Below are 13,131 nucleotides of genomic sequence, written 5' to 3' on the forward strand. Positions count from 1 at the left end.
CTTTCAACAAAAGCAAAATAAGGGTGTGCGAATAAAATTCGCTTAAACAAAACTATGCAAAGTTGAAGGCGAAAGGCGGTGCTCGACCTTGAGGGCAGAGAAATAAACGACGTAGATAGAAAAACACATAGCTGAGCGCTGCGAAGACGATCAGGCGAACCAGAATTTTGTCTTCGATGAGCGTTAAGCTCGGCTCAGTGATTGGCGAGAGGTGATGGAATAACTCGCAAAAGTGACAATGCTGCAACATTTTGTCATGTTGTTTTTGCATTTGGGAATGCTCAGCCGCAGACATATTCATCTGTGACATGGACATGCCGCTTTGTTCAAGTGCAACGCTAATCTGTTCACAAATCATGTTGTTTTGCATGCTTTTAGGCATAGCGACTTGCCAAAACACAAGGTTTTGCAGCAAAAGTGCCATCAAGCCGAAAAACAAACCATAACGCCGCATGACTTAATCCAAGTTTCAGCATTCCCCAAAAAAGATGCACAGCGTAGCATAAGATTGATAAGATGCAGCCTATTTTTGAAGGTTCTGGGCTGTTTTATGCAGAAAAATTCATCGCAAACTCACTTTTCCAATCAATTGCTACATGTCTTGCATGTCCAGCTAGGAGTGTTGGTTGCGCCGTTTATTTTTATTGCTGCATTGACAGGTTTGCTTTATGCACTGACCCCACAGATTGAACATGCAGTGTATCAAAAGCAGCTCTTTGCTGTACATGATCTGTCCCAGTCAGAACAAGCATTAAGTTTGCAAGTGGCTGCTGCACAAAAGGTTTTACCAAAACAAGCAATCATTACGGCTGTACGTCCTGCACCGCAACCCGATGCGACCACGCGGGTTTTGTATCTCGATCCGAACGACCCTGAGCATAGCCATGCTGTTTTTATTAATCCGTATACGCTTGCCGTACAAGGACAATTACCTGTGTATGGCACCAGTGGTGTGCTGCCAATTCGTACCTTTTTAGATAACTTACATCGCAACTTGCTATTGGGTACATTTGGGCGTGCCTACAGTGAGCTGGCAGCCAGTTGGCTCGGGATTTTTGCGTTGACTGGATTATGGCAGTGGTATCGAAAGCGTCAGCAGATGAAAGTCAGCACAGCACATGCGCGACAAAAGAACTTGCGCTGGCATGCGTGGATAGGTTTAAGTGTATTTCCAATGCTGCTGTTTTTTTCAGCTACAGGGCTGACATGGTCAAACTGGGCAGGGGCGAATATTGCCAAACTGCGACATTTGGCAAACAGCGATACGCCCACTCTAAATACTCAACTCAGCCCCATGTCGATGTCTATGCCGATGGACGCTCATGCAGAACATCACATGTCGATGCCGATGTCAGTTCAGCAGCAGCCGCTGATTTTGAAAAATTTTGACATCATTGAAAAACTGGCACAGCAAAATGGGCTGACTTCAGAATATTTGCAAATTAAACCGAGCTATAGCAGTGACAAGGCATGGACGATTGAAGAAATGCATCATCGTTGGCCTGTACAAGTCGATGCGATTGCGGTGGATATGCAGCAACAGAAAGTGGTCGATCAGATCGAGTTTGCCAAATTCCCACTGTCTGCCAAGTTGACCCGTTGGGGCGTTGATGCCCATATTGGGGTGCTATTTGGCTGGGTCAATCAACTGGTGTTGGTACTCAGTGGTGCTTTGATTTTGGGGTTGGTGGTTTTTGCTTATCGGGCGTGGTGGAGCTATGCACAGGCACGTTCAACCTTGCAGCATCTCAATCGTCAGGTGATACGTTTGTGGCAGTCTGCCAATGTCGTACAGCGTGGGGTCAGTTTACTGGTTTTAGCGGTGCTTTATTTTTTAATGCCTGTCTGGGTTTTAAGTATTTTGGTATTACAGATCATATTGTGGATGTTGAATCTCAGAAAGCCACAGGGTGCGGTGGACTAAATATCAACCTGCCAATTTGAATGATGCATTGGCAGGTTGTCATTTATTTGAAATGGTTTAGCTATGACTGAGTAAGGCTTGTACTTTATCTAAATACGGGCTGTCTTCAGGCAAAATTTCCAGTAACCGTTCAATGGCATCCAGACGTTCAGGCGCACGATTCACTAGATTGAGCAGTAAGTTTGCATCCTGACAGTGATAAATATAGTGGCTCAAACGTGCATCAAAAGCATCGCGCCATGCCCGTAAAAATGGGCTATCGGTTTTCGGTAAAAATTCACCTTTATATAAATTAAACACGGTTTGCATATAGCCTGCATTCAGGGCTTTTTCTGCCATGAGAAAGTCACATTGCAACTCACAATTCAGACGATAACAACGTGACTGAATTCCACCTTTAAGCAAATGGCGGAGCTGCGAAATTTCGGCTTTTAAGGTCGTTAAACTGACATCCCGATCGCCATAAAGCGCATAGTGCAGTTCATCAAGCTGAATCCCTGCGGGGCAGAGTGCCAAAATGCATAAGATTTCGGTTTGGCGTTGGGTTACGGTAAGAATCGTTTGATTGAAACTGATTTGGGGTGTGCCAAACAGATTCATGGACAGGCAGTCTTGCTGTTGTACATGAAAAATTTGACTGAGTAATTCTGCACAGCGTTCGACTGCCAATTTACCCAAAGTACTATGGCGTTTATATTTGGCAGATAAATTCATAATGCCATAATATTGCTTGGTTTTTTGGTCAATAATTGGGGTGGCGTAACAGACCCAGTCACGCACACTGTTCATGCTATTTTCATGAGAATAGACACAACTGGTTTGATGGGTATTGAGTGCCAGACCAATCGCATTGGTTCCCACCGATTGGGTTGACCATTGTCCACCTTCAACAAAATGCACCTGTTCGGCAGAAGAACGCATCGCGCTACTGCTCCATGTCCAGAGCAATGTGCCACAACTGTCAGTGACCCCAATTGCCATGCCTGCTTCATCAGCAATGCTGGCAAGCTCGCGTTGTCCGTGTTGAATACTGCGCCCAAATAAGGAAGACTGCCAGTTTTGCTCTAAACAAAGCAGTGGTGCGGCAGTTAAAGAAAGAAGTGAATCAGCAGATGTGCCAGAAAAACGGCTGTGTTGCATATCCATGTTGTTATCCTTCAAGGGATGGGACATTAGGCTCATATCCGTTGAGCATTTTGTCTGTCCCATCGCAGTTTAGTGCATTCAAATTCACAGCAAAGAAACGATTTTTTATGATCTAAAACAGCAGTTTGTCCCGATCTCTTGGCTATTTTAAAATCTTGTGTCGCCTCATCTCCCACACCAATTTATAGCAGATTGTTGCTGTAGTTTGCTCGAAAAATGTTAAAAAATTTCGGTACTTTGTGAACTGTAAAATGAAACACTTGTTTTTTCTATGGTTATTAAAAAACAGGTAGATTTTCTCCTTTATATTGCTTGTCGGCAAAGTAACTGGAACGCACCATAGGCGCACTCCATAAATTAAAAAACTGCAAATGCTGACCATGCGTTTGATAATGCTGAAATTCGGCAGGATCGACAAAACGTTGAATAGGAGCATGCGCAGGGCTTGGCTGTAAGTATTGTCCAATTGTGACCAGATCGACCTCATGGTCTTTCAGATCATTGAGTAAAGCCAACACTTCGGCTTCAATCTCACCCAAGCCCACCATCAAGCCGCATTTGGTCAAAATATCAGGGCAACGCTGCTTAAACTGTTGCAACAACTGGAGTGAGTGCTGATAGTCAGAACCCGGACGCATGGCTTTATACAAGCGTGGTACGGTTTCAATATTGTGATTAAATACATCGGGCGGGCAGTGACTTAAAATCTCCAGTGCCAAGGGCATACGTCCACGAAAATCAGGCACTAAAATTTCAATCCGCGTCTCTGGACTTTGCGCTCGAATTGCTTGAATGCAATCCACAAAATGCTGTGCGCCACCATCGACCAGATCATCCCGATCTACGGAAGTAATCACCACATAATTGAGCTTTAAACGTGCCACCGTTTCGGCAAGATGCATGGGTTCATCGGCATCGAGTGCCAACGGGCGACCATGTGCCACATCGCAAAATGGGCAGCGCCGCGTGCAAATATCACCCATGATCATAAAGGTCGCTGTGCCACTTCCAAAGCATTGTGGCAGATTGGGGCAAGCGGCTTCTTCACACACGGTATGCAGCTTTTGTTGTCTTAATAAACGTTGAATGCGCTTAATTTCTTCAGGATCGCTGATTTTACTGCGTATCCACTGCGGTTTTTTCGGTAAATGTTCACTGGGAATAATTTTAACGGGAATACGTGCCAGTTTATCTGCACCCCGTAATTTTTCACCTTGTTGTGGTTTTATACTTTGTGACATTTAAAACATATCCTTATGTGATTTAAATTGATTGATTTACTCGGAATAATGTATAAATAACCTCTATTTTAAAATCATTAATGCCGTTAAATTAAAATAGCAGCATTATAGATTATCAGGCAAAGGTTGGTTGAAGGTTTGTTTTTATAATTTATTGATTATTAATAAAAAATAACATTTTATTTTGTGGGTTTAATTACTTGTTTTATTTCATTTTTATCTAAAAATAAATCAAAAACTTTTTTAGTCTAATATCCAATATTTAAAATTTGATTTTATATAAATACAGATGGTTTAAATCGAACTGTCAGATTAATTTTATTTTAAAGACGATATTTAAAATATAAGGGATATGGATATGCAGCTTACTGAAGAGCAATTACTTGCCGCATATAAACGTATGCGGGATATTCGTGAATTTGAAGACCGACTTCACGAAGAAAATACCAATGGTGATATTCCGGGGTTCATTCACTTATATAGTGGTGAAGAAGCGGTTGCAGTGGGTATCTGCGAAAATTTAACCGATAAAGACTACATTACCTCAACTCACCGTGGGCATGGGCATTGTATTGCCAAAGGCTGTGATATTCACGCCATGATGCTGGAAATTTTTGGGAAAGATGACGGTCTTTGCCGTGGTAAAGGCGGTTCGATGCATATTGCCGATTTGGACAAGGGCATGCTCGGCGCAAACGGGATTGTGGGCGGTGGTCCTCCTTTGGCGATTGGTGCGGCATTGACCGCGAAAACCCTGAAAACGGGTGGGATTGGGTTGTCTTTTACAGGCGATGGCGGCTCTAACCAAGGCTTGACCTTTGAAGCCATGAATATGGCGGTGGTGTTGAATCTTCCAGTGATCTTTGTATTTGAAAACAATGGTTTTGGTGAAGGTACAGGGCATGACTACGCAGTGGGCAGTAAAGACATTGCAGGGCGTGCAGCAGGATTTGGTTTACCTGCGGTCAAGGTCGATGGTACCGATTTCTTTGCGGTGTATGAAGCAGCGAAAAAAGCCATTGAGCGTGCACGCCGTGGTGAAGGGCCAAGTGTGATTGAAACCGTGACCAACCGTTTTTATGGGCACTTTGAGGGCGATCCGGGATTGATTCGCTCTAAAGAAGAAGTGGACTATGTCAAAGAACATAAAGACCCACTGAAAATTTTCCGTAAAAAAGTCAAAGGCAAAGTCGATGTTGCCAAACTCGATGCGATTGATGCGGCATCGAAAGCCAATGTCGATGATGCGGTTGCCAAAGCACGTGCGGCGGAATATCCAAAAGCCGAGCAACTTTTGACCGACGTTTATGTGTCTTACTAAGGGAATAGTGAATCATGCCAAATAAAAGTTTTCGTAACGCGATCAAAGAAGCCATTGAACTGGAAATGCGCCGTGACCCAACCGTATTTGTGGTTGGGGAAGATGTCCGTGGAGGACATGGTGGTAAAAACACTGAAGAAAATAAAATTGAAGGTTTTGGTGGGGTACTCGGTGTCACCAAAGGTTTGTGGACAGAGTTTGGTTCAGAGCGCGTGATTGACACGCCGATTACCGAATCTGCGATTATCGGGATGGCGGCAGGTGCAGCCGCAACAGGTTTGCGCCCTGTAGCGGACTTGATGTTTATGGACTTTTACGGTGTCTGTCATGACATGCTGTATAACCAAGCTGCGAAATTCCGCTATATGTTTGGTGGTAAAGCTAAAGCCCCAATGGTAGTGCGTGGCATGATCGGTGCGGGCTTCTCGGCAGCAGCGCAGCACTCGCAGTCACCGTATAACGTGTTTGCAGCCGTGCCAGGTTTGAAGGTGGTTGTGCCATCTAGCCCTTACGATGTGAAAGGTTTACTCACTCAAGCCATCCGTGACGATGACCCTGTGGTGTTCTGCGAACACAAAATGCTGTACGACATTAAAGGCGAAGTGCCAGACGAAGCCTATACCATTCCGTTTGGTGTCGCAAATTACACCCGCGAAGGAACAGACGTCACCATTATTGCTTTAAGCCTGATGGTGCACCGTGCCAATGAAGTGGCTGACAAACTGGCCAAAGAAGGCATTTCAGTGGAAGTGGTTGATCCGCGTACCATTTCACCACTGGATGAAGACAGCATTTTGGAATCGGTCGCATCGACAGGGCGTGTGGTGATTGTGGATGAGTCAGCAGCGCGTTGCGGCTTTGGGCACGATGTTGCTGCGCTGATTGCGCAAAAAGGCTTCCACTATCTGAAAGCGCCGATTGAACTCGTCACGCCTCCACATACGCCTGTGCCATTTTCACCTGTACTGGAAAAGGAATGGATTCCGAGCGTAGAACGCATCGAGCAGGCTGTACGTAAAACCTTGGAGGCTTAGGATGAGCGAAATCAAAACGCTGGAGATCCCGAAATGGGGATTGTCCATGGAAGAAGGCACGATTGCCCAATGGTTGATTCAGGAAGGCGACAGTTTTAGCAAAGGGCAGGAAATCTGCGAGATTGAAACCACCAAAATCGTCAATGTCCTTGAAGCGCCCTTTGGCAGCACGCTACGTAAAATTATTGCCAAAGATGGCGATACTTTACCTGTGGGTGGCTTGATTGCGGTCTGTGCAGAAAGCAGTGTTTCCGATGCTGAAATTGAACAGTTTGTGCAATCTTTAGGTGGTGCAACAGCCAATGCTGCACCTACGGTTCAGGCGGAAACGGCAGTGGCAGCAACCGCACCGCAAGCTGAAGTCGCAGCACCGTCTGTAGCTGTGGCAAGTACGACTGTGCCAGTTGCCAAAGCACCTGCGACAACACAAACGGGTTATGTTGTGCCAGCAGCATTACAAGGTTATCAGCAAGATACCGCGATTTTTGCCACGCCACATGCGCTTAAACTGGCTGAAAAACACAATGTGAATTTGGCAAAAGTTTCAGGTTCAGGGCGTGAAGGACGCATCAGCGTACAAGACATCCAGACTGCGGTACGTGCTGCAGGAGGACAATGGGCAGATGTAAAAGTTCAAGCTCAATCCTCTAGTAAAGTTGCGAAGTCTACTGCCGATGACAGTCAGGTTTTGGCAACACCCGTGGCGCGCCGTTTGGCGAAACAGTGGGGCATTAACCTGCATGATTGCCGTGTGTCAGGTTCGCGTGGACGCGTGTGTAAGGAAGATGTCGAAGCACTATATCATCGGGGCAATTCGAGTACTGTGTGTGCCGAATCTGCTGCAAGCAGTTCAGAAGCGACACCGAAAAATCAGGTCACTTCGATTGCCTTAAATGCCATGCGTAAAGCGATTGCTTCACGCCTGCAAGCGGCAAAACGCAATGCACCACATTTCCGTTTAACAGTGGATTTGAATGTTGAGGCTATGCAAAACCTGCGTAAGCAAATCAATGATAGCGTTCCGCAGGTGAAATTATCGATTAACGATATGTTAATTAAAGCGGCTGCGGCAGCATTGCTGAAAGTGCCTGAGGTCAATGTGCAATTCGATGAAGCGACTCAGTCGATTTTGCAATTTGCTCAGGCTGATATTTCGGTGGCGGTGGCGATTCCCAATGGTTTAATTACCCCGATTGTCAAAGCTGCCAATCAAAAAACACTATCTGAAATTTCAACTGAAATGCGTGATTTAGCCACTCGTGCCAAAACTGGAAAATTACAGCCTGATGAGTTTCAGGGCGGTAGCTTCAGTATTTCCAATTTGGGCATGCTTGGCATTAAACAGTTTGATGCGATTATCAATCCGCCACAAGGCGCGATTATGGCACTCGGTGCATCTGAAGCGCGTGCTGTGGTTGAGCAAGGTGAAATCGTGGTTCGGGAAATGGTGACGGCAACTTTATCTTGTGATCACCGCGTGATTGATGGTGCAGTTGGGGCAAAATTTTTGGCAAGCTTCAAGCAGTTTGTTGAAAATCCCGCCCTGATTTTGGTCTAGGAGAAACCGCATGTCAGAAACACAATTTGATGTGGTGGTGGTGGGTGCAGGGCCAGGGGGATATGTGGCTGCCATTCGTGCAGCCCAGCTCGGGCTGAACACGGCGATTGTTGAAGCACAGCATTTGGGCGGGATTTGCCTGAACTGGGGTTGTATTCCAACCAAAGCTTTACTTGCAGGGGCAGAACTGGCGACCCAACTCAAACATGCGGGACAGTTTGGTTTTCAGTTGTCGCAGATCGAGTTTGATCTGCAACAACTGGTCAAGCATAGCCGTCAGGTGTCAGCACAACTGGTACAGGGGATTGCCCATTTACTGAAAAAAAATCAGATCACGGTGTTCGATGCCAAAGCTAAACTGATCAGCAAAGAAACCCTGCAACTGACCGATGCTAACGGAAAACAGCAAATCTTAACTGCACCGCACATTATTTTGGCGACAGGCGCACAAGCTCGGCATTTGCCGCAGCTCCCTGTCGATGGCAAATATGTTTGGAGTTATAAAGAGGCCTTAGTTCCTGAACAATTGCCAAAGCGTTTACTTGTGGTCGGTTCGGGCGCAATCGGCAGCGAGTTTGCTAGTTTGTATCAGGACTTGGGTTGTCAGGTCACACTGATTGATATTGCCAAGCAAATTTTACCGACTGAAGATGCTGAAGTTGCCCAATATGTGCAAAAGCAGTTTCAGCAAAAAGGCATGCAGATACTCACTCAGGCCGCGATTCAAAGCATCAGTATTTTGAATGAACAAGTGCAGTGTGTAGTGACGACACCTCAAGGTGAAGAGACACTTGAATTTGATCGGGTACTTTCAGCGATTGGGGTGCAGCCAAATACCAAAAATTTAGGATTGGAAGATTTAGGTGTGGAGTTAAATCCGCAAGGCTTTATCCAGACTGATGCTTACTGCAAAACCAATGTTGTCGGGTTGTATGCGATTGGAGATGTTGCGGGTGCGCCGTGTTTGGCACATAAAGCCAGCCATGAAGGTATTTTGTGTGTTGAGAAAATTGCAGGGGTGCAAGGCGTACATGCACTAGATCGTAGCCAAATTCCAGGGTGTATTTTTACTCATCCACAAGTCGCCAGTATCGGGTTACATGAAGCGGCAGCGAAAGCCCAAAATCTGCCGATTCATATTGGCAAGTTTCCACTGTCTGCCAATGGTAAAGCCTTGGCACTTGGCGATAGTGCAGGCTTTGTTAAAACTATTATTCATGCGGAAACGGGTGAATTACTGGGCGCGCACATGGTCGGGCATGAAGTCACTGAACATATTCAATGTTTTGCGATTGCCAAATATCTCGAAGCCACCGATGCGACATTGGCACAGGTCATTTTCCCGCATCCGACCTTGTCGGAAGCGATGCATGAGTCGATTTTGGCATCTATGCAACGCGCGATTCATATTTAACTTTTTCACTCATCATTTGACGGATACAAAACAATGAAAGCAGCACGTTTTTATGACAAAGGGGATATCCGCATTGAGGATATTCCAGAACCAGAAGTCGCCGCGGGTACAGTCGGCATTCAGGTGGCATGGTGTGGCATTTGCGGCACTGACCTGCATGAATTTATGGAAGGCCCGATTTTTATTCCACCATGTGGGCATCCACATCCGATTTCGGGTGAATCTGCACCGATCACGATGGGGCATGAGTTTTCAGGCGTGGTTTATGCCGTTGGCGAAGGCGTGACGGATATTCAAGTGGGGCAACATGTGGTGGTTGAGCCATATATCATTGCCGATGATGTGCCGACAGGCCCAGGTGAAAACTACCATCTCTCCAAAAATATGAACTTTATTGGCTTGGGCGGTCGTGGTGGTGGCTTGGCTGAAAAAATTGCGGTGAAACGCCGTTGGGTACATCCGATTTCTAACCGCATTCCGCTTGATCAGGCAGCGCTGATTGAACCGCTTTCGGTGGGGCATCATGCCTATGTGCGCAGTGGCGCGAAAGCAGGTGATGTGGCTTTGGTGGGTGGAGCAGGGCCGATTGGTTTATTGCTGTCTGCGATTCTTAAAGCCAAAGGCTTAACCGTGATCGTCACCGAACTGAGCAGTAAGCGTAAGGAAAAAGCCAAAGAATCGGGCGTGGCTGATTATATTCTCGATCCCTCACAGGTCGATGTGGTTGCTGAAGTCATGAAAATTACCCAAGACCGAGGTGTCGATGTTGCCTTTGAATGCAGCAGCGTCAACAAAGTTTTAGATACCTTGGTCGCTGCAACCAAACCGACAGGCGTGATTGTGATCGTGTCGATCTGGAGTCATCCTGCCACTATCAATGTGCATAGCGTGGTGATGAAAGAACTGGATGTGCGGGGCACGATTGCCTACGTCAATGATCATCAGGAAACCATCAAACTGGTTGAGCAAGGCAAGATCAATCTTGAACCGTTTATTACTCAGCGCATTCAACTGGATGATCTGATTTCACAAGGTTTTGAAACCCTGATTCATAACAATGAATCTGCGGTGAAAATTATTGTTCATCCATAAATATAGAGAACATAGACTTCTCTTGGTTAAACCTGATTCTTTGCGCTGAATAAAAGACCACAAGAATTAAACTGAGGGAAGTCATCTTGATTACAGGAGCAGGATTCTCCTGATCATTCAAATCAAAAGGATCAAAAAATGCCAAGAGGATTACACAATAAAGTTGCCTTGGTCACAGGTGCAGCACAGGGAATTGGACGCGGGATTGCACTACGTCTGGCACAAGAAGGCGTGCATGTGGCATTGGTCGACATGCATCAGGAAAAATTACAAGCAGTGCAACAGGAAGTGCAGGCATTGGGTGTTCAAGCCTGTACTTTTATTGCCGATGTTAGCCAGTTGGAACAGGTCACATTGGCGATTGACCATGCTGAAAGCAGTTTGGGTGGTTTCGATATCATGATCAATAACGCGGGCATTGCTCAGGTTCAGGCACTTGCCGATGTCACACCTGCGGAATTTCATAAAATTGTTGATGTGAATATCGGTGGCGTGTTGTGGGGCATACAAGCCGCCGCCAAGAAATTTCAGCAGCGCAAGCACAAAGGCAAAATTATCAATGCCTGTTCAATTGCAGGGCATGATGGCTTTGCTTTACTGGGTGTGTATTCAGCGACCAAATTTGCAGTGCGGGCACTGACACAGGCCGCTGCCAAAGAATATGCCAGTCAGGGTATTACTGTAAATGGCTATTGCCCTGGAATTGTTGGCACAGACATGTGGGTGGAAATTGATAAACGTTTTTCTGAAATTACAGGCGCGGCGATTGGTGAAACCTACAAAAAATATGTTGAGGGCATTGCCTTGGGACGTGCCGAAACACCAGATGATGTAGCCGCTCTGGTGGCATTCTTGGCCAGCGAGGATTCGGACTATATTACAGGGCAGTCAATTTTGACTGATGGCGGGATTGTTTATCGCTAGCCTGAGAAAGCCCAATTTCGTTTTATCTCCAACCGCTAAATCAAGCGGTTTTTTATTCTTAGAATATGACGATATCAGAATAGAAGAACGACCTATTGACGAAAGTTGATAAAAAAATCATTTGCGAGGATGTGAAAGTTAATTTATATTAATTTAATAATGATACGATACGTATCGTTTTAAATAATTAAAAAGCTCAGGATGGCTTGGTTGTCATGTCAATTAATCCGCTTCTCGTCGTGAATGACGAGAGTGATGAGTTGAAAGATGATGATGCAATAGAGGGAAACTATGTCACACCGTATTGTTTTACCACGTATTTTAGAAATTGGGCGTAATGCTCGAAGTCAGTTGCCCGATATTTTGGCATCGTTAGGGGCAAGTAAACCTTTAATCATTACTGACCGTGTCATGCTGTCTTTGGGTTATGTCGATCAACTACAGGCGATTTTGGCTCAAGCCAATATCTCAACTGACTACTTTGCCGATACCATTCCAGAGCCGACCGCCAGCTCGATTGCTGCGGGTGTCGAAAAAGTTCAGTCTCAAGATTACAATGCGATCATTGCAATTGGTGGTGGCAGTGTGATTGATAGTGCCAAAGCGATTGGTATTTTAGGGAAATTTGGCGGAGAGATTCGGGACTATAAATTCCCACGTCAAGTGAATGAAACAGGTTTGCCGATTATTGCGATGCCCACCACGGCAGGCACTGGTTCGGAATGTACCAAATTCACGATTATTACCGATGATGCCACGCATGAAAAAATGTTGTGTACAGGAATTGGCTTTTTGCCAGTCGCGGCGATTGTCGACTATGAACTGACACTGAGTTTACCTGCGCGTACCACCGCCGATACAGGCATTGATGCACTCACCCATGCCATTGAAGCTTATGTTAGTAAAAAAGCCAATCTATACAGTGACTCACAAGCACTCGCAGCCATGAAATTGATTGGTCAAAACCTGATTCAAGTCTATTTGCATCCTGAGGATGCTACCGCACGTGAACAGATGATGCTCGGTGCGACCTTGGCAGGGATCGCATTTTCCAATGCTTCGGTGGCTTTGGTGCATGGTATGAGCCGACCAATCGGGGCATTTTTCCATGTGCCACATGGGCTTTCCAATGCGATGTTATTACCGATGATCACGGCTTATTCGATTAAAGCTGCACCTGAGCGTTATGCCACCTGTGCCAAGGCGATGGGTGTTGCAGAACCCAATGATGCGACCGATCTTGCTAATCAAAAACTGGTTGCTGCACTAGAGCAGATCAATCTAGAACTCAAAGTACCGACTTTGGCAGAGTTTGGTGTCAATAAAGCTGATTTTGATGCTGTGGTTGAAACTATGGCAGAACAAGCTTTAGCATCGGGTTCGCCAAACAATAATCCTGTTGTACCTAGCATCGAAGAAATGGTACAGCTTTATCAAAAATTATGGCTGTAAATGGCTTATTTTTAAAATCAACAAT

At 45.6% G+C, this 13,131-nt stretch carries 10 protein-coding genes and 2 pseudogenes; 9 read left to right on the forward strand and 3 right to left on the reverse strand.

Annotation, left to right across the window (positions count from 1 at the left end):
* Positions 1-52: 52 nt before the first annotated feature.
* A complete protein-coding gene (locus LVY74_RS03555) occupies positions 53-454 on the reverse strand; it encodes a DUF2946 domain-containing protein (RefSeq protein ID WP_237813867.1) in 402 nt (133 codons plus the stop codon).
* Positions 455-550: 96 nt separating this feature from the next.
* Between LVY74_RS03555 and LVY74_RS03560 the strand changes: the two genes are divergently transcribed.
* Positions 551-1,924 (forward strand): PepSY-associated TM helix domain-containing protein, encoded by a 1,374-nt coding sequence (locus LVY74_RS03560; RefSeq protein ID WP_237813868.1) that lies wholly within the window; start codon positions 551-553, stop codon positions 1,922-1,924.
* A gap of 57 nt (positions 1,925-1,981) precedes the next feature.
* On the opposite strand, the gene LVY74_RS03565 is transcribed toward LVY74_RS03560, so the two are convergent.
* Together LVY74_RS03565 and lipA are read right to left on the reverse strand one after the other, a co-directional pair.
* Entirely contained in the window at positions 1,982-3,070 is a 1,089-nt protein-coding gene (locus LVY74_RS03565) for a transcriptional regulator (protein WP_237813869.1), read from the reverse strand.
* A gap of 278 nt (positions 3,071-3,348) precedes the next feature.
* Positions 3,349-4,311, reverse strand: coding sequence for a lipoyl synthase (lipA, locus tag LVY74_RS03570; RefSeq protein WP_237813870.1), 963 nt, complete (start codon positions 4,309-4,311; stop codon positions 3,349-3,351).
* A 358-nt stretch (positions 4,312-4,669) separates the two neighbouring features.
* Here lipA and LVY74_RS03575 point away from each other — a divergent pair, with 358 nt between their 5' ends.
* The 8 genes and pseudogenes from LVY74_RS03575 to LVY74_RS03605 all read left to right on the forward strand — a co-directional run bounded on the left by LVY74_RS03575 (position 4,670) and on the right by LVY74_RS03605 (position 13,106).
* Positions 4,670-5,632 (forward strand): thiamine pyrophosphate-dependent dehydrogenase E1 component subunit alpha, encoded by a 963-nt coding sequence (locus LVY74_RS03575; protein WP_237813871.1) that lies wholly within the window; start codon positions 4,670-4,672, stop codon positions 5,630-5,632.
* Positions 5,633-5,646: 14 nt separating this feature from the next.
* Positions 5,647-6,666, forward strand: coding sequence for an alpha-ketoacid dehydrogenase subunit beta (locus tag LVY74_RS03580; protein ID WP_237813872.1), 1,020 nt, complete (start codon positions 5,647-5,649; stop codon positions 6,664-6,666).
* Position 6,667: 1 nt separating this feature from the next.
* A pseudogene (locus LVY74_RS17840) lies at positions 6,668-7,480 on the forward strand (E3 binding domain-containing protein); the annotation flags it as partial.
* A 60-nt stretch (positions 7,481-7,540) separates the two neighbouring features.
* Positions 7,541-8,224, forward strand: a pseudogene (locus LVY74_RS17845) (2-oxo acid dehydrogenase subunit E2); the annotation flags it as partial.
* A 10-nt stretch (positions 8,225-8,234) separates the two neighbouring features.
* Positions 8,235-9,638 carry a dihydrolipoyl dehydrogenase gene (gene lpdA / locus LVY74_RS03590; RefSeq protein ID WP_237813874.1) on the forward strand — a complete coding sequence of 468 codons (1,404 nt, stop codon included), beginning with the start codon at positions 8,235-8,237 and terminating at the stop codon, positions 9,636-9,638.
* Between the two features lie 33 nt (positions 9,639-9,671).
* On the forward strand, positions 9,672-10,730 hold the full coding sequence (locus LVY74_RS03595) for a 2,3-butanediol dehydrogenase (protein ID WP_237813875.1): 1,059 nt from the start codon (positions 9,672-9,674) through the stop codon (positions 10,728-10,730).
* Between the two features lie 138 nt (positions 10,731-10,868).
* Positions 10,869-11,654 (forward strand): acetoin reductase, encoded by a 786-nt coding sequence (locus tag LVY74_RS03600; RefSeq protein WP_237813876.1) that lies wholly within the window; start codon positions 10,869-10,871, stop codon positions 11,652-11,654.
* A 291-nt stretch (positions 11,655-11,945) separates the two neighbouring features.
* Entirely contained in the window at positions 11,946-13,106 is a 1,161-nt protein-coding gene (locus LVY74_RS03605; protein WP_237813877.1) for an iron-containing alcohol dehydrogenase, read from the forward strand.
* The last annotated feature ends 25 nt before the right edge of the window (positions 13,107-13,131 follow it).

Origin of the sequence: Acinetobacter sp. ME22, assembly GCF_022012315.1 — a bacterium.
GTDB lineage: Bacteria > Pseudomonadota > Gammaproteobacteria > Pseudomonadales > Moraxellaceae > Acinetobacter > Acinetobacter brisouii_A.